Origin of the sequence: Exiguobacterium sp. s152 (assembly GCF_018618335.1) — a bacterium.
Lineage (GTDB): Bacteria > Bacillota > Bacilli > Exiguobacteriales > Exiguobacteriaceae > Exiguobacterium > Exiguobacterium chiriqhucha.
Map to the genome: position 1 here is coordinate 94,658 of NZ_JACSLX010000004.1, position 19,328 is coordinate 113,985.

At 51.6% G+C, this 19,328-nt stretch carries 17 protein-coding genes; 7 read left to right on the plus strand and 10 right to left on the minus strand.

The features are described 5' to 3' along the window. Positions 1 to 4 precede the first annotated feature (4 nt). Complete coding sequence (locus tag KNP72_RS08920; RefSeq protein ID WP_214832928.1) at positions 5 to 1,195, minus strand: helix-turn-helix domain-containing protein; 1,191 nt, start codon at positions 1,193 to 1,195, stop codon at positions 5 to 7. Between the two features lie 110 nt (positions 1,196 to 1,305). Between KNP72_RS08920 and KNP72_RS08925 the strand changes: the two genes are divergently transcribed. Beyond that, positions 1,306 to 2,559, plus strand: coding sequence for an MFS transporter (locus KNP72_RS08925; protein ID WP_214715122.1), 1,254 nt, complete (start codon positions 1,306 to 1,308; stop codon positions 2,557 to 2,559). A 21-nt stretch (positions 2,560 to 2,580) separates the two neighbouring features. Here the strand turns inward: KNP72_RS08925 and KNP72_RS08930 are convergent, their stop codons facing one another. The 4 genes from KNP72_RS08930 to KNP72_RS08945 form a co-directional block, all read right to left on the minus strand. Next, entirely contained in the window at positions 2,581 to 2,877 is a 297-nt protein-coding gene (locus KNP72_RS08930; RefSeq protein WP_214718520.1) for a DUF3817 domain-containing protein, read from the minus strand. An 82-nt stretch (positions 2,878 to 2,959) separates the two neighbouring features. Next, positions 2,960 to 3,463: a DoxX family protein gene (locus KNP72_RS08935; protein ID WP_021068056.1), complete on the minus strand. Its 504-nt coding sequence runs from the start codon at positions 3,461 to 3,463 to the stop codon at positions 2,960 to 2,962. A 190-nt stretch (positions 3,464 to 3,653) separates the two neighbouring features. Continuing rightward, entirely contained in the window at positions 3,654 to 4,067 is a 414-nt protein-coding gene (locus tag KNP72_RS08940; RefSeq protein ID WP_021068055.1) for a pyridoxamine 5'-phosphate oxidase family protein, read from the minus strand. A 126-nt stretch (positions 4,068 to 4,193) separates the two neighbouring features. Further along, on the minus strand, positions 4,194 to 4,394 hold the full coding sequence (locus KNP72_RS08945) for a cold-shock protein (RefSeq protein WP_016507985.1): 201 nt from the start codon (positions 4,392 to 4,394) through the stop codon (positions 4,194 to 4,196). A 267-nt stretch (positions 4,395 to 4,661) separates the two neighbouring features. On the opposite strand from KNP72_RS08945, the gene KNP72_RS08950 reads away from it, so the two are divergent. Beyond that, on the plus strand, positions 4,662 to 6,260 hold the full coding sequence (locus KNP72_RS08950) for a glycoside hydrolase family 55 protein (protein WP_214718522.1): 1,599 nt from the start codon (positions 4,662 to 4,664) through the stop codon (positions 6,258 to 6,260). Here KNP72_RS08950 and KNP72_RS08955 read toward each other — a convergent pair. Both KNP72_RS08955 and KNP72_RS08960 read right to left on the minus strand, forming a co-directional pair. Beyond that, positions 6,224 to 6,730, minus strand: a complete 507-nt coding sequence (locus tag KNP72_RS08955) for a flavodoxin domain-containing protein (protein WP_214832930.1) — start codon at positions 6,728 to 6,730, stop codon at positions 6,224 to 6,226. The genes KNP72_RS08950 and KNP72_RS08955 overlap by 37 nt on opposite strands. A gap of 102 nt (positions 6,731 to 6,832) precedes the next feature. Then, the gene (locus tag KNP72_RS08960; RefSeq protein WP_214832932.1) at positions 6,833 to 8,482 is read right to left on the minus strand and encodes a glycoside hydrolase family 13 protein; all 1,650 of its coding nucleotides are present in this window, start codon (positions 8,480 to 8,482) and stop codon (positions 6,833 to 6,835) included. A gap of 114 nt (positions 8,483 to 8,596) precedes the next feature. On the opposite strand from KNP72_RS08960, the gene KNP72_RS08965 reads away from it, so the two are divergent. The 3 genes from KNP72_RS08965 (at position 8,597) to KNP72_RS08975 (ending at position 11,716) form a co-directional block, all read left to right on the plus strand. Continuing rightward, entirely contained in the window at positions 8,597 to 9,376 is a 780-nt protein-coding gene (locus KNP72_RS08965) for a helix-turn-helix domain-containing protein (RefSeq protein ID WP_214832934.1), read from the plus strand. An 82-nt stretch (positions 9,377 to 9,458) separates the two neighbouring features. Further along, complete coding sequence (locus KNP72_RS08970) at positions 9,459 to 10,799, plus strand: globin family protein (protein WP_021068050.1); 1,341 nt, start codon at positions 9,459 to 9,461, stop codon at positions 10,797 to 10,799. Positions 10,800 to 10,819: 20 nt separating this feature from the next. Next, entirely contained in the window at positions 10,820 to 11,716 is an 897-nt protein-coding gene (locus tag KNP72_RS08975; protein ID WP_214718531.1) for a class F sortase, read from the plus strand. 46 nt (positions 11,717 to 11,762) lie between these two features. On the opposite strand, the gene KNP72_RS08980 is transcribed toward KNP72_RS08975, so the two are convergent. The 3 genes from KNP72_RS08980 to KNP72_RS08990 all read right to left on the minus strand — a co-directional run bounded on the left by KNP72_RS08980 (position 11,763) and on the right by KNP72_RS08990 (position 15,315). Continuing rightward, positions 11,763 to 12,470 (minus strand): ABC transporter ATP-binding protein, encoded by a 708-nt coding sequence (locus KNP72_RS08980; protein ID WP_214718533.1) that lies wholly within the window; start codon positions 12,468 to 12,470, stop codon positions 11,763 to 11,765. Then, complete coding sequence (locus KNP72_RS08985; RefSeq protein ID WP_138860112.1) at positions 12,470 to 14,107, minus strand: ABC transporter permease; 1,638 nt, start codon at positions 14,105 to 14,107, stop codon at positions 12,470 to 12,472. Before KNP72_RS08985 ends, KNP72_RS08980 begins: the two co-directional genes overlap by 1 nt. A gap of 137 nt (positions 14,108 to 14,244) precedes the next feature. Beyond that, entirely contained in the window at positions 14,245 to 15,315 is a 1,071-nt protein-coding gene (locus tag KNP72_RS08990; RefSeq protein ID WP_214830489.1) for a Fe(3+) ABC transporter substrate-binding protein, read from the minus strand. Positions 15,316 to 15,542: 227 nt separating this feature from the next. On the opposite strand from KNP72_RS08990, the gene KNP72_RS08995 reads away from it, so the two are divergent. Continuing rightward, a complete protein-coding gene (locus KNP72_RS08995) occupies positions 15,543 to 16,115 on the plus strand; it encodes a TetR/AcrR family transcriptional regulator (protein ID WP_214718539.1) in 573 nt (190 codons plus the stop codon). A gap of 24 nt (positions 16,116 to 16,139) precedes the next feature. After that, a complete protein-coding gene (locus KNP72_RS09000) occupies positions 16,140 to 19,283 on the plus strand; it encodes an efflux RND transporter permease subunit (protein ID WP_214832937.1) in 3,144 nt (1,047 codons plus the stop codon). The last annotated feature ends 45 nt before the right edge of the window (positions 19,284 to 19,328 follow it).

The following is a 19,328-nucleotide window of genomic DNA, read 5'->3' on the forward strand; positions in this document are numbered from 1 at the left end:
GAAATCAGCCCTTGATTTTTTTAATGAGCGACATCAGATGGCTGCGGAAACGACCTTCTGGGAACAAGCCCACTTCTCGTTCAATCAACGGTACCCATTCATCCCCACACCCGTGACTCGTTCCAATTAACAGCCCTTCGAAGTAAATGGCTTGATCGACAAACCCATGCTTCGCCCATTGATCATGATGCTCCAACAGTTTCAAAAACGATTTCCGGGCTGCCTCTATCTCACCAGTCAACGCGAAATAGACGCCTTTACTCATCTCGAACGCTGCGATGAATTCTGTATTTCCTTCTAGCAACTGATCCATGACAGCAATCTGTTGCTGTAGAAGATCCGTCTTCCGATATTCAATCGCATAGAGCGCTTCTGTCATCGCCAGGCGTATTTTCATCGTCACGTCGTCCGTGAAGCTCGTGTATTGTTTCGCTTTTTGTAGCGCATCGACAATCGTTGCTTCATCTTTTAAATAAAGGGCACAAATGGCAATCGTTCGATATACATCGTCGACCCGATAGTACATTTTCGTTCGTTTCATGTAATCAAGCGTATCTTCGAGACGACGAATCGCGCCTGGTAAATCATCGTCATACAACATATTACGGAACACCATCAACATGCTGAATTCGACGCGCGTCTTCGTCTTTATCCTTCTCGAATCAATCAACTCAATCGTATCGATACGCTCAATCGCTTCATCAAATCGATTCCACATGAGCAGATAAAACGCTTGGCTGATGCGGGCCATAATCAGTTCTTCTTTCTCCTCGAGCCGCTCAAACACCGCGATTGCCCGATCATACCACTCCAACAGTTGTTGTTGATTCCCACTATAAAATACACTGTCCGCGAGTAACGTGTACGCCTTCCCTTGCCATACCGAGTTCATCTCAACGTCCACGTAAGGGAGGAGCGCCTTCTGAACGGCCTCGTCTTCCCATGAGTGGAGACCTCCTTGCGTATATTCAATCTCCTCGACGATTTTCTGTAAGTCCTCCTCGCGAGGATCGACGAGCAATGACTGTACCGACACGTCGAGTCGTTTCGCGATTTCACGAAGGCTGCGCATCGACGTCTCTGCTTTGCCGTTCTCAATCATACTGAGCATCGATTTCGTGATGATGCCTTCAGCGAGCTGGCTTTGCGTCAGTTTTTTTTCTTTGCGTAACGCTTTAATCCGTTGTCCAATCATAGAGCACCTCTTAAAAGTTAAATTTAATTGAACTTATTGTATACAGATCGAGTGTCATCGTTTACTATAAAGTTAAATCAGATTGAACTTAACTGTAAAGGAGAATCGATATGACGACCACTTCATCAAACTTGTATGTATTATTGCTCGGAAAATTCATGTCGTTGTTTGCATCCAGTCTCTTCACGTTCGTCGCGGGACTGACGGTTCTGACGACGTCCGGTTCGGGACTACAGTTCGCACTCGTCTTGCTTGCCGGCACAGTGCCACGTGTCTTATTATCTCCGTTTGCTGGGGCGTTTGCCGACAAACTGGATCGCAAGCGCGTGATCATTACGATGGAGTCCGTGAACGCCTTATTATTTTTAGCTGCCGGCATCGCGAGTCTCGTCTGGACGTTCGGCGTTCCTGCTTTCTTGATTATCACATGTCTGCTCTCTGTCGTCTCGACTTTCTTATCCGTCACATTATCGAGTTCGATTCCATTCTTGTTCGACGAAGACGGACTCCAACGCGCCAATTCCCTCATTCAAAGTACCATCTCCATCTCAAGCATCGGCACGCCGCTGCTCGCCGGGGCACTGTTCACGTTACTTCCGGTATCAGCGTTTCTCTTCAGCTCGTCTCTCTTATTTATGATCGCCGCTCTTGTCGCCTCTCGTCTCCACTTTAAAGCGTACGACCATGTCCCCAGCGAGCAATCGACTTGGTCCGAGGTCCGGTCTGGCTTCCGCTACTTGAAACGCCAGCGCGTACTTTGGACGTTGACCCTCTTGGCCGCCTTGCTCAATTTCTTTTTTGTTGCCACCGAAGTGCTGTTCCCGATTGCCGCCCTACAAGAAATCGGCGTCAGCCCGCTTCAATTCGGATTTTTAGAAAGCATGTTCGCCGTCGGATTTTTAGTCGCCTCGCTCGCCCATGCATTGCCGGTCTTTCAAATCAAACATCGGCTAGCCACGACCCGAACCGCGCTGATCATTATGAGTTGCCTCTTTATCGGACCGGCCGTCCCGCTCTATTTCGACTTCTCAGTCACACCAGCTATCGTCTTCTTCGCTGGTTTCGCCTTATTAAGCGGGTTCTTCATCATCCGTGTCAATATCCCCATCCAGCTCTATTTACAGACGAACACGGAACCGAGTTATCTCGGTCGCGTGATTGGTGTCCTCGAATCCCTCGCGATGGGCATCACACCGTTCGGCTTCATCGTGTTTGGCCTATTAAGCGAATGGATGCCGGTCGCTTCACTCTATACGATTTGCATGCTCTGCCTGCTCACCATCACGTTGTTCGCGATGTATCGGATCCGTCACGACATCACTGCCGAAAAAGCCGCTGTATCAGCGCAAGCAGAGAGTGCATGAACGCAAAAAAGACATCGAACCTCAATTCGATGTCTTTTCTGTAGATGGTAGGACTCGTTTCTCTAACAAGAACGGTCCGAACGGGATAACGGATGCCATAACCGCGAGGACCAACACTTTGAAGCCCCAGTTGAAACGCCATGCCATATAGACGGCTGCCGCCACATAAGCGACGAACAAGAAACCGTGGGCCGCGCCGACGATGCTGACGGCAAGCGGCATGCCCGCCAAGTACTTGAGCGGCATCGCGAAGAGCAACAAGAGTAAGAAAGACATCCCCTCTGTGTATCCAAGCCATTTAAAACGTGTCGCGTTCATATTCGTTCTCCTTTTCAATCGATGCTACGTCCATCGTAGCCGAAAGAGGTGATGTTTGTCACAGGAGAACGTCATAAAGTCGTTACGCTATTTGACGATTTGGTGAACGATGCATGACTTTTGTTTCCACGAATTTGCGTAGGAACAATCCATCGACACCAAGTTTCCCAGCATTATAGCCTGCGACAAGAATGAGGACTGAGACAATCAACATCGTTGGATTCGTGCTGACCGTACCTGAGAGCAAGAACGCCATGTTCATCACGAGACCGAAGAAGGCTGCGCTACGTGTGAGGGCACCAACCAAGAGTCCAAGACCCACTAGGAATTCACCGTATGGAATCAACACATCGAACAAGGCAGCGTTCGGGATGGCGAAGTTTTCAAGGAATGCTGCCCACCAACCGGCTACAGCTGGGTGATCGCCTGTTGCGAGGGTCAGTGCGTTATTGAGGAAACCTTCTGAACCGAATCCGCCTGTGATCTTGCCCCAACCTGCTGTGAGCCAGTGATAGCCGAGCCAGACACGAAGGACTGTCAAAATACCGGTGGCGACGTTGTGGTTCTGCCAAAATTTTGTGAACATGATAATTCCTCCTTAGATGAGTGAATGATGTCTTATATGTGATTACATTCACAATATACCATCCATGTTCATCTTTTCACATAGGTTAGGATAACAGTTCACGTTTCGTTCATATGTGTGTCACAGGTCAGTCACTTTTTGGAAATTGGTCAATTACAAAAGACGCCCACTCGGGACGTCTTTGTTTGAATTACAGATTTACTTCTTGGGGCGGCTGCCCTTTTTTATTCATCACACGCATCGATTGCGGCGAGATTTTTAAGATGACGAGTTTCGGATCATCCGGACCGTCGAACCAGCCTTCGAGTTTCTCGTTCCATACTTTTTCTTTCATTGATTCGTCATCGGATACCGTCGTCTCCCCCAAAATCTCAAGATACGTATCCCCGACGCCATCGCCGTCATAGCCAATCAGAATATGCGTATACGGATTGTTCTTCAGTTCATCGACTTTATCCGTGTCTTTCGATGTTGCCGTGTAGAGTGTCAGCTCATCATGGAAAAAAGTCATATAACGGCTGTGCGGCTTTCCTTTATAGACCGTCGCCATCGTGCCCACGTTACTATGATCTAAAATCTGTCTTGCCGTTTGCATTGCATCCATTCTGAAAAACCTCCTTGTGGTAGTCACTCGTATATTCATTCCCCTGGGACAAGTGATTAAACACGCGGACAACAAAAAACCTGCTCGCCGAAGCGAGCAGGTTATAAAATTCCTTAGAAAGGAAGATTAGATTTTTTCAACGTTAGAAGCTTGTGGTCCACGAGCTCCGTCAGTGATTTCGAAAGTTACTGCTTGGCCTTCTTCAAGTGTCTTGAAGCCGTCGCCTTGGATTGCTGAGAAGTGTACGAATACGTCGTCTCCGCCTTCCATTTCGATGAAGCCGTAACCTTTTTCTGAGTTAAACCATTTTACTTTACCTGTGTTCATAATGAACCCTCCTGAAATAAACGCTGTGCGTTCTAGTAGTGCCTTACTAGAAAAAACTGACCAATAAAAAATCACAAACCTCTAGGATTATCTTAAACGAAAAATAATCCAAAGCGTTTTGTGAATTATGTTTCCAGCTATTCTTAATTAAGCACATATAGAATATACCACGGATAAATGCTTCTGTCTACTAAATACTTCGGTTTGCTAAAAATACTTTTAAAACGGGTACATCCAATTGTAGTGAACGCTAGGAGGATGAACCATATGACCGCATACATTGATCGCTCGAATATCGCTGCCACCATCGCCCACCACTCGAACTGGGCGCTCGGTGATCTATTGAAAGAAACACTTGATTGGCATGAGGCGACACGACAAGCCAATTATCCCGATCAAGCGAAAACCTATCTCTCCCACCTGCCGATGACCGAACGCATCGTCCCAGTGACAAGTTCCTTGCCGCTCGAGACGATCGATGGAATCGTCCGCCCGGTATGGATGCGTCGGCTCGACGCCGAGCACTTGAACTTGAGACAAGCGACACGCCAACATGTCGACGTCACCGACTACGGGGCCGTCGGGGATGGTTTGACCGATTGCACGCTCGCTTTCCGGCTCGCCCTCCGGTCGAACCGCCACGTCCACGTGCCGGCCGGCGTGTATGTCGTCCGCGGCATCCGCATCCCGTCGAACTGTGTGCTCGAAGGCGCCGGTCAGCAGGAAACGATCATCAAGCTCTCGGACCGAGCTCCGAAACATCGACGGTTGCTTCGAAATGCAACTCCATTCGCCGGAAACCACCATATCGAAGTCGCACATTTGACGCTCGACTGGAACGTGGAGCGCCTCGGTGACGTCGACCGGACCTCGAGTGGCGATACCGCTTCAAGCGCGTTGACGTTCACACACGTCAAATTCGGTTGGATTCACCATGTCACGGCGAAAAACGCGGGACTGCATGCCTTCGATATCACATCTCCTCATTATCATTACTTAGGGGACGGGCTTCGCGCCAAAAAAGGGAGCCGGTACGTGTGGCTCGACCATTGTGAAGCAACGAATTACGGAGATGACGGCATTACGACCCATCATAGCGATGCCCTCTATATCACGAACTGTTACTGCCATCATCCACACGGACGCACCCACGCCCATGGCTTCTCGAACTCGAACGGGATTGAGATTGATGATGGGTCGCGCCACGTCACGCTCGTCAATAATATGAGTGAAGGTTGTTTCGGGGGCGTCGAAGTGAAAGCGCACGGGACGTCATCGGCCGCCCATGACGTTCATATATTCGGACATTTTTCGTATCACGACAATCGGTCATTCAATTTCCGTCATATCAGCCATCACTTGGCAGATGACCCGCAGTCGAAGACGGCCCGCTTCCTGTCGGGCACGAATCTCGTGTCGATGGAACCGGTCCGCTCGAAGCTGTATACGAAATCTTCGGCACGCAGTCTCGTCGTGTCGGCGTATCAGGACGTGTTCATTCATGGATTCACGGCCATCGGCAATCCGGATTACGACTACCGCGCCAATCCAGCCCTCGCCGTCCAGTATAAATCTCGCAACGTACGCTTGAAACGGATTGCGACGAGCGGATTTGCATCGAGTCGGGCCGACATTGAACTGTTCGGCGGCGATAACCGGACCGACCACGTCACGATTGAGGACGTTATCTGTCGCAACTCGGCCCCGGTCGCATTGAAAATTGGTGGCCAGTTGACGAATATTACACTCCAGCGAATCGAAGGCGAACAAAAAAGTGGAGATGTGCTCATCTCCACGAGTAGTCCAATCGAGGCTCACGACTTGTTTGCTTACGGATTCTCAGGTCGCGTACGCAACGATGTTTGAGCCGCCTCGACGAGTTCATCGAGCATCGTCTCGTCTAAATTGAACGAACTCACCGTCTGTTTTGCCATCATGCGGACGATGGCTTTGTCGAGAAAGCCCATCCGCTCGAAATCATAGCCGTTGCCGACGACTTCGACGAAATAAGCGTGCACGCGCAACACTTCCCGATACGCGTCCTCGAGCTCCCGTTGCCGTTCGGCCGCGGTCGGCGTCCCAGCACATAGATAAAGTCCAAGCGGACGCTTCAACAATTTAGCTTCATGAATATGAAGCCATGCCGTCATCTCATCTTGGATTTTCCCCATCCGGATTGAGCTGCCGACAATCACATGATCGATTGTCGCCCAATCAACGTCTGGCTGTTCGACCACGTTTTGAATGTGCACGTTCCCTGTTAGCCGCTCGGCCAACAGATGGGCGACTTTCTCACTCGTCCCGTAGCGGGTCGAATAAGCAATTAACGTATTCATCGTGTTTCCCCCTTTCGGTCAGACTCTACTATCCCTATTCCCGAAACGGGTCATCTTTACTAACAACACAACAAAACTCGCCACGGAGGCGAGTTTTGTTCGTCACACTTTATACACTTGCGCTTCGTACGGACGAAGCGTGAACGGCTCTATTGGTTCCATGTTCCCAATCACCCGCTCTTTCACGTCGAATGGGAGCTCACGCGTCACCGTCTCGTCCGAGAAGTTACAGAGCACGAGCCACGTCTCGCCTTCGAACGTACGTGTAAAGGCGTATACCGCTTCATCGTCCGGCAGCAACAACTCATACTTCCCGTAAACGACAATCGGATGTTGTTTACGGAGCTGAATCAATTGGCGATAGTAATGGAAGAGCGAGTCCGGATCGCGTCGTGCCGCTTCCGCGTTCACGGTCACATAGTTCGGATTGACCCCGATCCAAGGCGTGCCGGACGTGAATCCGCCTTGCGCCTCGGCCGACCACTGGACCGGCGTCCGTGAGTTGTCGCGCCCACGTGCGTGAATGCCGCGGAAAATCTCATCATGCGTCAACAGTCCGTTCGTCGTGTAATCCCGATACGCGTTGAGCGTCTCGATATCGCGGTACTCATCAATCGAGTCGAACGCCACGTTCGTCATCCCGAACTCTTCACCTTGATAGATGTAAGGCGTCCCTTTCAACATGTGCAGGAGCGTCGCCAGCATCTTACCGGAGACGACACGGTATTCGTCCGAGTCGTTCCCGAACCGCGAGATGGCTCGCGGTTGATCATGGTTGCTCCAATAGAGACTGTTCCAGCCATCTTCCTCAAGACCTTCCTGCCAACGCGAGAAGATTGTCTTCAAGTCCGTCAACTTCCAGTCCGTCGGGTTCCATTTGCCGAAACTGCCGTTGCCGACGTCGACGTGTTCGAAATGGAACACCATGTTCAACTCGTCACGGTCTGTTCCCGTATAAAGCTTCGCCTCATCGACGCTGACGCCCGGCATCTCACCGACCGTGATCGTATCGTATTTCGACAAGACCTCACGATTCATCTCCTGCATGAACTCATGGATGCGCGGCCCGTTGAAGAAGAACGGTGTGCCGTCCCCATAACCTGTCCCACGCGTCTCGCCGTCTGGATAGCTCGGATCTTTCGAGATCATGTTGATAACGTCCATCCGGAAACCGTCGACCCCTTTATCGAGCCAGTACGTCATCAAATCGTATACTTCACGGCGCAACGTCTCTGACTCCCAATTCAAGTCTGGTTGCTTTTTGCTGAACAGATGCAAGTAGTATTCGTCGCTCGCCTCATCGTATTGCCACGCACTCCCTCCGAAGAAAGCGCCCCAGTTCGTCGGCGGCTGACCGTTCTCGCCTTTTTTCCAAATGTAATAGTCCCGATACGGGCTGTCTTTTGAGGAGCGCGACTCCATGAACCATTGGTGCTCGTCTGACGAGTGGTTGACGACGAGGTCCATCATAATTTTGATGCCGTGACGATGCGCTTCTTCGAGCATCGCATCGAAATCGTCCATCGTTCCGAACTCATCCATGATGGCACGGTAATCGCGGATATCGTATCCGTTGTCGTCGTTCGGTGAATCGTACACCGGCGATAGCCAGATGACATCGATTCCGAGTTCCGCCAAATACGACATCTTCTCGGTGATTCCAGGGATGTCCCCAATCCCGTCACCGTTCGAGTCATTAAAGCTGCGCGGGTAAATTTGATAGACGACCGCTTCTTTCCACCATTGTTTCATGTTTCATCCTCCTCATACGTTCTGTCGATTTCATCGTACCCGCTCGTCGCCTTGATTTCTATCCATGATATGATGAGAATATGCACGATTTTGCTATTAAGAAAGGATGATTCGATGGAAATTGGCTTTTGTGGCTATTCGTATCATACAACGACCTACACTTTTCCTTTTCCCAATCGATTGGAGACGTATTTGATTCGTTTGCAGACGGAGGGCACGGCGCGCATCGTCGTCAATGGGAAGACGCATACGGCACGACCTGGCGATTTGTTGCTCGTCAAACCTGGTGACGAGTACGAACTGCATGTCGACACTCCGGCAAGCGGGGACTATCATCTCTTCTGTGATGGTCCGACACTCGATGCATGGTGGGCGGCGATCGACCGTTCCCGCATCACGTCCATCTCGATCGACCCTCGCTTGTTGTCACTCTGGCAGCATATCACCGAAGAGGCGCGACGCCCGACGACTGAACAAAGTCCGGATTTGATTGAAACACTGATTGAAGCCTTGCTCCTCATGCTCGACCGTTCCGTCCAAGAAGTGCAAGCAAACGTGCGACCACCTGTCGTGTCACGCATGATGCGTTATATAGAAGGAAACGTTACAAGCGACTTCAAAGTGGTGGACGTCGCCGACGCGGTCGGGCTCAGTGTATCGCGGACCGTCCACTTATTCAAAGAAGTGACCGGTATGACGATTGTCGCCTATGCTCAATCGATTCGACTCCAGCTCGCCGAAGAACAGATGCAGTATACCCAACACTCTCTCGAACGGATCGCCGAGCTGTCCGGATTCCGCTCCTATCCATATTTTCATCGTATCTTTAAACGAAAATATGGCGTCGCACCAGGGGTCTATCGCACACTTCAACAAAAAAACGAGAAAAAATAAAAAAAGAGTGATCCATTTTTTGAACCGCTCCGTTAGATGGGTGTAAGCAACGACAACCACTCAAAAAAAGGAGCGATTACCCATGAAGAAGAAAACAATGAACAAGATTGTAGCACCGGCACTTGCACTCGGCTTACTCGTACCATTGAATGCACAGGCAGCGGATCACGCGCCGACAGCTAGCACACCAGCAGGTGACTTACGAGCCACGCTCGATCAATTACTTTCTGAGCATTACGTCTTAGCCGTCACATCGATGATGAAAGCTTATGATGGAGCACCAGACGCTGAAGTCGCGATGAAGGCACTCGATCAAAACGCACTCGACATGACACCGGCCATCGCTTCAATTTACGGAGATGAAGGCGCAGCGCAGTTCGAAGAAATCTTCGCTGGTCATAACGACTACTCAGCTGACTTCGTTGAAGCGGCTAAATCAGAAGACAAAGAGCTTCGCGCTGACGCAGAAGCTGAAGTCGATGAATTCGTAGAAGAGTTCTCAACATTCCTTGATGCAGCAACAGAAGGTAACTTACCAAAAGACGCTGCAGCTGACGTACTTGAGCTTCACGAAGACCAAGTTCTCTCAGTATTCGACAACTATGTCGCAGGTGATTACGAGTCGGCATATATGACGTACCGTGAAGGGTACAAGCTCATGTTCGACATCAGTAAAGCCCTTTCAGGCGCAATCGTCACACAGATGCCTGACAAGTTTGAAACTGCTGCTGACACACCGGCCGTCGAGCTTCGTTCAACATTGAACAGCCTTGCTGGTGAACACTTCGCACTCGCAGCAATCGGCATGCAAAAAGGCTACGATCAAGCAGAAGACTTTGACTACGTGAGCTGGGCTGAAGATCAGAACACACTCGATTTCAAAGCAGCCATCGGTTCAGTCTACGGTGACGAAGGTGCAGCCCAATTCGAAAAAGTATGGAACGGGAACCACATCACAGCCCAAGGTGACATCGTTGCCGCTACACTCGAAGGCGATGAAGCTAAAATTGAAGAAGCACGTATGAAGCTCGACCAGTTCGCTGTCGATTTCAGCACATTCCTCGATGCAGCGACAGAAGGTAACTTGCCACAAGAAGCTGGCCAAGAAGCCATCAAACAACATGAGGCCCTCGTGCTTCAAACGTTCGATCAGTATGTAGCTGGTGATGCGGATGCCGCTTGGATGTCATTCCGTGAAGGATACGCGTTCATGTTCGGTGTTGGTGAGACACTCGGTAACGCGATCGTGACACAAATGCCTGACAAGTTCGCTGAAACAACAATGCCTGAAGAGATGCCTGAAACAGGTCTCGGTGGTGCACAAGAACAATCAATGAACACGCTCTACGCTGGCCTTGCTGTACTTGGCGGAATCTTGCTCGCCTTCGTAACGCTTCGCAACCGTAAAGTGTCTGAACAATAATTCAATAAGGAGGGAGCCCCATGAACAAGCGCCATTTGTTTCTGGCGCTCTCTCTCTTTTGTTTTGGCTTCTGGACGTGGACGAGCGCCCAAGAATCGTCGTCACCACCTGTAGAAGAAAAACAAATAGAGGAGAGCCCAGATTTATCGGCTGAATTCTCACTTCTACAGGAAGAGGTGAAGAAGCTTCGATTAGCCGAGGAAGAGGAAAGTGCCAAGGCCGCGACACCCGTCCAACTTCAAATTCCTAAAATCAAGGTCGACACCGCAATCGAACAGGTCGGCGTACTCGACAACGGCCAGATGGGCGTCCCAAAAGACGAGAACCAAGTCGGTTGGTTCGAGCCCGGCGTCAAGCCAGGCAGTAAAGGGAATGCCGTCATCGCCGGACATGTGGACAGTAAGACCGGCCCCGCCGTCTTCTATGAGCTCGATCAACTGAAGACAGGCGATGACGTGACAATTATTGATGAGAATGGCAACACGTTGACGTTTCGTGTCACAAAAACAGAGAGTTACGATACGAAAAACGCACCGATCGAAAATATTTTCGGGGCCACGTCGAGTCGACATTTGAACTTGATCACGTGTTCCGGTACGTTCGGTGACGGCGGTTACGACGAGCGTTTCGTCGTCTATACCGAACTTGTCGATACCAAGATCAATACCGAAGTCGAACTTGATGCACCGACGAGCGTCGAACTCCGCGGGAACTTATTGACGTGGCACGCCGTCCGTGACGACACCGTCATCGGCTATCGCGTCTATGAAGTCGTCGACGGAAAAGCGACTCGTATTGAGAGTATCGCGTCGCACGCCCGGAAGAGCATCGAGGTCACGAACGAGCAGGCAGCGTATTATGTAACTGCCATCGACCAGCTCGGAAATGAGTCGAGTCCTTCTCAAGAGACGAAATAACCACAAAAGAACCCGCAGACGATTTATGTCTGCGGGTTCTTACGTTTTACACGAAACACGGAATCTGCGGGTTGAACGTCTTATTGTTCTCCGTCATGACCTGTTTTTTGATTTTGCCTTCGCCAAGATAGACGATACGGTCGGCGAGCGCCTCCGCGTCCTCTTCATCGTGCGTGACGAAGATAGTCGTCGTCCCCGTCTGTTTGAGGAGGCGGCGCAAATCGTCCCGAATGCGATGTTGGAGCGACGTGTCCAAGTTGCTGAACGGCTCATCCAAGATGAGGAGCGACGGTTTCGGTGCGAGCGCACGCGCGAGCGCGACACGCTGTTGCTGACCACCACTGAGCTCGTATGGATAGCGATGACGGAACTCGGACAAGTTCACGAGCGCCAGCATCTCTTCGACGCGCTCGTTCCGCTCCTTCCGGCTCAATTTATGCAGACCGAAACGGATGTTCTTCTCAACAGTCATATGCGGGAAGAGCGCATAGTCTTGGAACACCATCCCGACACCACGCTGTTCAGGCGGCATGAACTGGCAGTCGTCGCAACAGACACAGTCGTTGACGACGACGACGCCTTGGTTCGGCATCTCGAGCCCCGCGATGAGGCGTAAAATCGTACTCTTCCCAGAACCGCTGTCGCCGAGAAGCGATACGATTTCACCTTTCGTGATCGAGATGGAGAATCCTTTAATCGTCTCAGCTTGCGCACCTTTATAGCTGAAGTGTAAATCGTTGATTTGAACAAACATTAGTCGGCCTCCTTATCAAGCACCTTATGGAACACAAAGATCAACAGTCCGCTCATGAGCACGATGACGATCGAGGCGAGCGCGGCCTCATGAATCTTCTCGTCACTGACATATTTGAACGCCTGCGTGGCGAGCGTCGAAAAATTGAATGGCTGTAAAAACAGCGTCAGCGGCAATTCTTTCATAATATCGATAAAGACGAGAATGAACGCGCTCATGATCGCCCCTTTAATCATCGGGATATCGACCCGGAAGAACGTCTGTACCGTCCCCCACCCGAGCATGCGCGACGCTTCCGTGAACGACTTCCCGACTTTCTCAAATCCGCTCTCAATCGAGTTATAGCCGATGGCGAGGAAGCGGATGACGTAGGCGAAAATGAGCATGATGAGCGTCGTCCTAAACACGAACGTCTGCCCCAAATCGAGCGCGAGCGCCACGTTCAGCACCCACTCGTCAAGCAGCAAGAACAACGTGATGACGGCGATGGCGATGGCCGCTCCCGGAATCGAATAGCCGAGCGTCGTCACTTTCGAGATGACGCGTGTCATGTTCGACGGGAACAGGCGCGTGTAGTTCGCGATGATGAGCGCGAACACGAGAATGATTACGGTCGCGATGAACGCCACGCTCACCGTGTTCCAGACGAGGCGGAAAAACTCGGCCGTGAACACTTGTTCGAACGTCAATACCGTCCAAGCGACGAGCTGCACGAACGGGATGAGGAACGCGACGGCGAAGATGGTCGCTACATAGCCGAATACGGCGTAGCGGTGCCACCCGTTCAATTGTCTCGGTTTGAGCGGCTTCACTTTCGTCGTCGCATAGCTGAACTGCTTCCGACCTCGGACGAGCCGTTCCATCGTCAAGATGGCGATGACGAGAATCATGAGCGTCCCGGCGAGTTTCAGCGCCGAGGACGTATCTTTCATCCCGAACCACGTACTGAAGATGGCCGTACTGAACGTTTGAATCCCGAAGTATTTGACGACCCCATAGTCGTTCAATACTTCCATCAACACGAGGCTGACCCCGCCGATGATGGCGACACGCGAAATCGGGATGACGACGGTGAAGAAGATATCCCATGAGCCGCGGCCGAGGATGCGGGCGTTCTCAATCATCGAGGACGATTGGTTGTGCAAGAAAGCCCGCGTGATCGTGTAAATGTATGGATACAAGAACAGCGTGAAGATGAACACCGTTCCTTGAATCGTCATGATGTTGAAATACGTCTGGTCGACGGTGATGCCGAACTCATTGCGTAGCGTCGTCTGGATGACGCCCGTATAGTTCAAAATCCCGTGATACGTGTATCCCCCGATATAAGGCGGGATGGCGAGCGGTAAGATGAGCGCCCATTTGAAGAACTTACGGAACGGGAAGTCGTATACCGTGACGAACCAAGCTAAGCTCGTCCCGATAATCGTCGTCAGCAGGCCGGTCGCAAGCATGATGAACAGGGTATTGCGTACGTAAGTCGGCAACAAATACTCGCGGATGTGTTGCCAGTTGTCATTGACCGGTGCGAATAGTTCGACCAAGACGACGACGCCTGGCAGGACGATGAACAAGAGCGCGATAAAGCTGAGGATGGCCCATCCATTCAGTTGTCGTTTCAGCGCGTACCAGTTCATGTCGTACAACTCCCGTTCTTCTCTCGTTCAGTCACTTCCTGTCCCATCATATCAGGTTCAACGCTCTCGTTGTACCGCTAGCGTGTCGAGAAACGCAAAAATCTTCGGCCTGAACGTCTGTTCAAGCCGAAGTCTTCTTATTTCCAGCCCGCTTCGTTGAAGACGCGGATGGCTTCTTGCTGGTTTTCACCGAGGACAGACAAGTTGATGTCCTGCTCTTTGAACTCACCCCATGATTTAAGGAGTTCGTTCGGTTCAACCGATTCATTTACTGGATACTCGTAGTTTACGCTCGCGAACTGCTCTTGTGCCGACGGATCAGACATGAACTCCATGAGCTTCTTCGCGTTCTCCGAGTTCTTCGAGGCTTTCGTCATCGCGATTCCTGAGATGTTCACGTGTGTCCCCGTCGTATCTTGGTTCGGGAAGAAGACGCCAAGTTGTTCAGCGACTTTCTTCTCTTCCGCATCTTCCGAATTCAACATGAGACCCATGTAGTAGGTGTTCATAATGGCGACATCACCTTCACCGGCCACGACTGCTTTCGCTTGGTCACGGTCGTTCCCTTGTGGGTCGCGTGCAAAGTTGTTGACCATGCCTTTCGCCCACTCTTTTGCCTGGTCGACACCGTTCACTTCAATGAATGAGGCGAGGAGCGAGATGTTGTACATGTTCTCAGACGGACGAACGAGTACTTTGCCGTTCCACTGCTCTTCCGTGAGTGCTTCATACGTTGACAAGTCTTCTGGTTTCACGCGGTCTTTCGCGTAGACGATGACACGCGCCCGTTTCGTGAGACCGAACCATTCGTTGTCCGTGTCACGGTATTTCTCCGGAACGTTCGACTCAAGCACGTCGCTATCGACCGCTTGCAGGTGTCCCGCTTCTTTCGCTTGATACAAGTTCCCTGCATCCGCTGTGATGAAGAGATCGGCTTCTGTATTGTCGCCTTCTGTGTTCAAACGCTCGAGCAACTCATCGCTCTTCCCTTCAACGACATTAACTTTCACGCCTGTCTCTTCTTCGAACTGCTTGTAAAGCTCTTTATCTACATCATAGTGACGGCTCGAGTAAACGTTGACGACTTTTGACTCTTCTGCTGTCTCGTTGTCGCTTGAAGTCGTCGTTTCTTCTGTGCTGGCGCAAGCCGCAAGAAGTGATGTCGTGAGCGCAGCCGAAAGGCCGAGTGCCATGTACTTTTTGTTCATTTCATAATCCCCCACTTATTCATATCTATTATTGGTAATGATAATTACTCTCAGTTAATATCATCACTGATAATCATTCTCACGTCAACCTTTTTTGAAATCGTTTACTGCAGTTATAGGTACATAACTTAACAGTTTTAACATCATCATTTCTTGACTTCAAAATGACTAGCCCCCTATAGTGAAAGAGAACAAACCGTCTGGTCGGTACAGAAAGGAGGCATGACATGACAAACCGATCAATGATCACGAAACAAAAATTGTTGGATGCCGCGACGGATATCATCATGGAGCATGGTGTGCATCATCTTACATTAGATGAAGTCGCCAAGACAGCTGGCGTCTCGAAAGGTGGTCTCCTGTATCATTATCCATCCAAAGAAGCGCTGCTGACCGCCATCGTCGAACGGCTCCAAACCGAACAAAACGATTTGTACGAGTCGCTTCAAGCGGACGGCAACGGTCCTGTCGAAGCGTTCGTCCGCCTGTTTGACGAGACAAAACTCCATCCGGAGCGTTCACCGATCCACATCGACGCCGAGAAAATGATCGCTTTCTTGACGTTGTTCGCGGTCGACCAAGAGTACGCGGAACGATGGAAGCACGACCTCGACACGTTCTTCGCTCAGTTTCAACAGACGAGCGACCCCGTTGAGACGATGATTATCCGTTATGCACTCGAAGGCATGATGATGTCCGAGCACTTCAACGTCGGCGTCGCCCCGCCTGCCTTAAAACACGACATTATCGCTCGCTTGATCGAGCGAGCCCGGAATATCGATTCGGGTAAAACAGACTAAGCCCTCAGAGGAGAAATGAATCCCATGCAGAAAATCACGTCCTTCTCCGTCAACAACAAGTTCGCAGTCTGGTTGATGACGATCATCTTGACAGCCGCCGGAATTTTCGCCGGCTTGACGATGAAACTAGAAACATTGCCTGACATCACGACACCGACCGTCTCGGTGACGACGATTTATCCAGGAGCCTCACCTGAACAAGTGCTCGACGAAGTGAGCACCGTGCTCGAAGAACGCTTGAAGAGCTTGAACGGTGTCGAACAAGTTCGTTCGTCTTCGTTCCAGAACGCTTCAAACATTCAAATCGATTACGACTTCAGCACCGACATGGAAGAGGCTGAACAACTGGTCAAAGACGCGCTCAGCAACGTCGAGTTGCCTGAAGCCGTCCAAGACCCGCAGGTGTCGCGTCTCAGCTTTGACGCGTTCCCGGTCATCGGGGCAGCCGTCTCGGATGAGAGTCTCGATTTGGCTGAATTGACGAAATTGGTCGAAGATGAGTTACAACCAGCGCTTGAAGGTGTAGAAGGCGCTCAGACCGTGCAAATCGCCGGACAAGAGATTCGTCGCGTCGAGCTTCAGTTCGATGAGGAGGCACTTGCCGAATACAACTTGACGGAAGACACGGTCAAACAGTTGATTCAAGCGAACGATGCCCGCATCGCGCTCGGCTTGTATGAACTCGGTGATACGGAACAAGCCGTCGTCATCGACGGGAAGTCGGAGACGCTCGAAGCGTTCCGCGACCTCCAAATCCCGTACTCACCCGCACAAACGGAACAGCCGGTGCCAGGTGCGCCAACAGAACTTCCGACTGGCGAGACTCCACAAGTCCCGACTGAAGTGCCAGGTGCCGTGCCACCAGCCAACATCCCGACGACTGTCCCGACCGTCGCCTTGAGCGAACTCGCGACGATTGAAGACCGCGGGATCGAGGAATCGATTTCACGGTCGAACGGGGAACGTTCCATCGGGATTCAAGTGACGAAAACACAAGATGCGAACACCGTCAACGTCGTCAACGCCGTCAAAGACGTGCTCGCCGACTTCGAAGCCGACTATGACACGGCCAAAGTATCGGTCACGCTCGACCAAGGTCAACCGATTGAAGAATCGGTCGAGACGATGGTCTCGAAAGCGTTGCTCGGTGGCTTGTTCGCCATCTTGATCATTCTCGTGTTCCTTCGTAACTTCCGCTCGACGATTATTGCGGTCATCTCGATTCCGCTCTCGCTCCTTATGGCATTGATCGTCTTGAAACAGCTCGACATCACGCTTAACATCATGACGCTCGGCGCGATGACCGTCGCCATCGGACGCGTCGTCGACGACTCCATCGTCGTCATTGAGAACATTTACCGCCGCCTCACCCGTCCGAACGAGACGTTGCGAGGCAAAGAACTGATTATCGCCTCGACGAAAGAAGTGTTCATTCCGATCGCGTCGTCGACGATCGTCACAATCGCTGTCTTCTTGCCGCTCGGGTTCGTCACTGGCTTCGTCGGTGAGCTGTTCTTACCGTTCGCCTTGACCGTCGTCTTCGCCTTGCTCGCGTCATTACTCGTCGCGATCACGGTCGTACCGATGATGGCCGACTCGTTCTTTAAGAACCGCGATAAATTGAAACCAGAAGAAGGACCAGGGAAGCTCGCGCAATGGTATCGTGGTGTCCTCAACTGGTCGCTCAACCATAAACTCGTCGTCTTCGGTCTCGCGACAGCACTCTTAATCGGAAGTTTCGCCCTCGTCCCAGCCATCGGGGTCAACTTCTTGAACCAAGAGTCGGAGAAGACGCTTTACGTCACGTTCGACCCAGAACCGGGCCAAACACTCGACGATTCGATTGCGGCAGCTGAAATCGCCGAAACTTATTTCATGGAAGAGCAAGCAGACGCGACCGACGTCCAATTCACGGTCGGTGGCGAGAACCCGCTCAACCCGGGGAACAACAAACAAGGGATTTTCATCGTCCAGTATGACCCGGACACAGAAGATTTCGCTGACGTCAAAATCGCTGACGTCGAACGCTTGAACGAACTCGCTACAGGCGGGGAATGGAAAGAGCAAGACTTCGCCGGCGGCGCCGGCACGAGTGGCGTGACGTACAACGTCTATGCCAACTCGCTCGAAGATCTAGAAGCCATCGTCCCGACATTCATCGAGACGATTGAAGAAGAGACGGATTACGTCCGTCAAGCGACGTCCGATCTTCGCGAATCTTACGTGCAGTACACGTTCAACGTCGACCAGCAAGCTACTGCTGAGGCAGGCGTCTCGGCCGCTCAGCTCGCCCAGACGATTGGACAGTTCCAAGCGCAAGAAAGCCCGCTTTCGACCGTGACGATCGATGACAAGCAACTCGATGTCATCATCCCGACAGAACAAGTCACGTACGACAGCATCGAAGAGTTGCAAGAACAAGAAGTGACGACGCCGATTGGGCCTCGGCCAATCTCGGACTTCATCGAAGTCGAGGAAGGTACGACACCGGATACGCTCGTCCAACGCGACGGGAAGCTCCTCGCTCGCGTCAACGTCGAGCTCAGCACGGACAAAGCGACGGAAGCTTCGGCTGCTATCGAAGAACGTGTGTCTGACATCGAGCTCCCGACTGGCGTCTCTTATGACGTCGGTGGGGTCACTGAACAGATTCAAGAATCGTTCACCCAGCTCGGTCTCGCCATGCTCGCGGCCGTCGCCATCGTCTACTTGGTGCTCGTCATCACGTTCGGCGGTGCCGTCACACCGTTCGTCGTCCTGTTCTCGCTTCCTTATGCGATTATCGGGGGACTTGTCGCCCTACTCATCACAGGCGAAACGATTTCGGTATCAGCCTTGATCGGTGCGCTTATGTTGATTGGGATCGTCGTCACGAACGCCATCGTCCTGATTGACCGCGTCATTCATAAAGAAGCGGCCGGTCTCTCGACGCGTGATGCGTTGCTCGAGGCAGCCGGTACACGTCTCCGTCCGATTCTCATGACGGCGCTCGCGACAATCGGTGCCCTCGCTCCGCTCGCACTTGGCCTTGAAGGCGGTGCCTTGATCTCGAAAGGTCTCGGTGTGACCGTCATCGGCGGATTGACAAGTTCGACGCTGTTGACGCTCCTCATCGTCCCAATCGTGTATGAGTTCTTCGCACGGTTCCGCAAGAAAAAACAAGCGTAACGCAAAAGAGAGTTGTCCCAAATAGGGTCGACTCTCTTTTTGTGT

Bases quoted from the DNA above. Each gene is read 5' to 3' on its own strand.
- KNP72_RS08920 (WP_214832928.1), bottom strand. From the start codon at position 1,195: ATGATTGGACAACGGATTAAAGCGTTACGCAAAGAAAAAAAACTGACG.
- KNP72_RS08925 (WP_214715122.1), top strand. From the start codon at position 1,306: ATGACGACCACTTCATCAAACTTGTATGTATTATTGCTCGGAAAATTC.
- KNP72_RS08930 (WP_214718520.1), bottom strand. From the start codon at position 2,877: ATGAACGCGACACGTTTTAAATGGCTTGGATACACAGAGGGGATGTCT.
- KNP72_RS08935 (WP_021068056.1), bottom strand. From the start codon at position 3,463: ATGTTCACAAAATTTTGGCAGAACCACAACGTCGCCACCGGTATTTTG.
- KNP72_RS08940 (WP_021068055.1), bottom strand. From the start codon at position 4,067: ATGGATGCAATGCAAACGGCAAGACAGATTTTAGATCATAGTAACGTG.
- KNP72_RS08945 (WP_016507985.1), bottom strand. From the start codon at position 4,394: ATGAACACAGGTAAAGTAAAATGGTTTAACTCAGAAAAAGGTTACGGC.
- KNP72_RS08950 (WP_214718522.1), top strand. From the start codon at position 4,662: ATGACCGCATACATTGATCGCTCGAATATCGCTGCCACCATCGCCCAC.
- KNP72_RS08955 (WP_214832930.1), bottom strand. From the start codon at position 6,730: ATGAATACGTTAATTGCTTATTCGACCCGCTACGGGACGAGTGAGAAA.
- KNP72_RS08960 (WP_214832932.1), bottom strand. From the start codon at position 8,482: ATGAAACAATGGTGGAAAGAAGCGGTCGTCTATCAAATTTACCCGCGC.
- KNP72_RS08965 (WP_214832934.1), top strand. From the start codon at position 8,597: ATGGAAATTGGCTTTTGTGGCTATTCGTATCATACAACGACCTACACT.
- KNP72_RS08970 (WP_021068050.1), top strand. From the start codon at position 9,459: ATGAAGAAGAAAACAATGAACAAGATTGTAGCACCGGCACTTGCACTC.
- KNP72_RS08975 (WP_214718531.1), top strand. From the start codon at position 10,820: ATGAACAAGCGCCATTTGTTTCTGGCGCTCTCTCTCTTTTGTTTTGGC.
- KNP72_RS08980 (WP_214718533.1), bottom strand. From the start codon at position 12,470: ATGTTTGTTCAAATCAACGATTTACACTTCAGCTATAAAGGTGCGCAA.
- KNP72_RS08985 (WP_138860112.1), bottom strand. From the start codon at position 14,107: ATGAACTGGTACGCGCTGAAACGACAACTGAATGGATGGGCCATCCTC.
- KNP72_RS08990 (WP_214830489.1), bottom strand. From the start codon at position 15,315: ATGAACAAAAAGTACATGGCACTCGGCCTTTCGGCTGCGCTCACGACA.
- KNP72_RS08995 (WP_214718539.1), top strand. From the start codon at position 15,543: ATGACAAACCGATCAATGATCACGAAACAAAAATTGTTGGATGCCGCG.
- KNP72_RS09000 (WP_214832937.1), top strand. From the start codon at position 16,140: ATGCAGAAAATCACGTCCTTCTCCGTCAACAACAAGTTCGCAGTCTGG.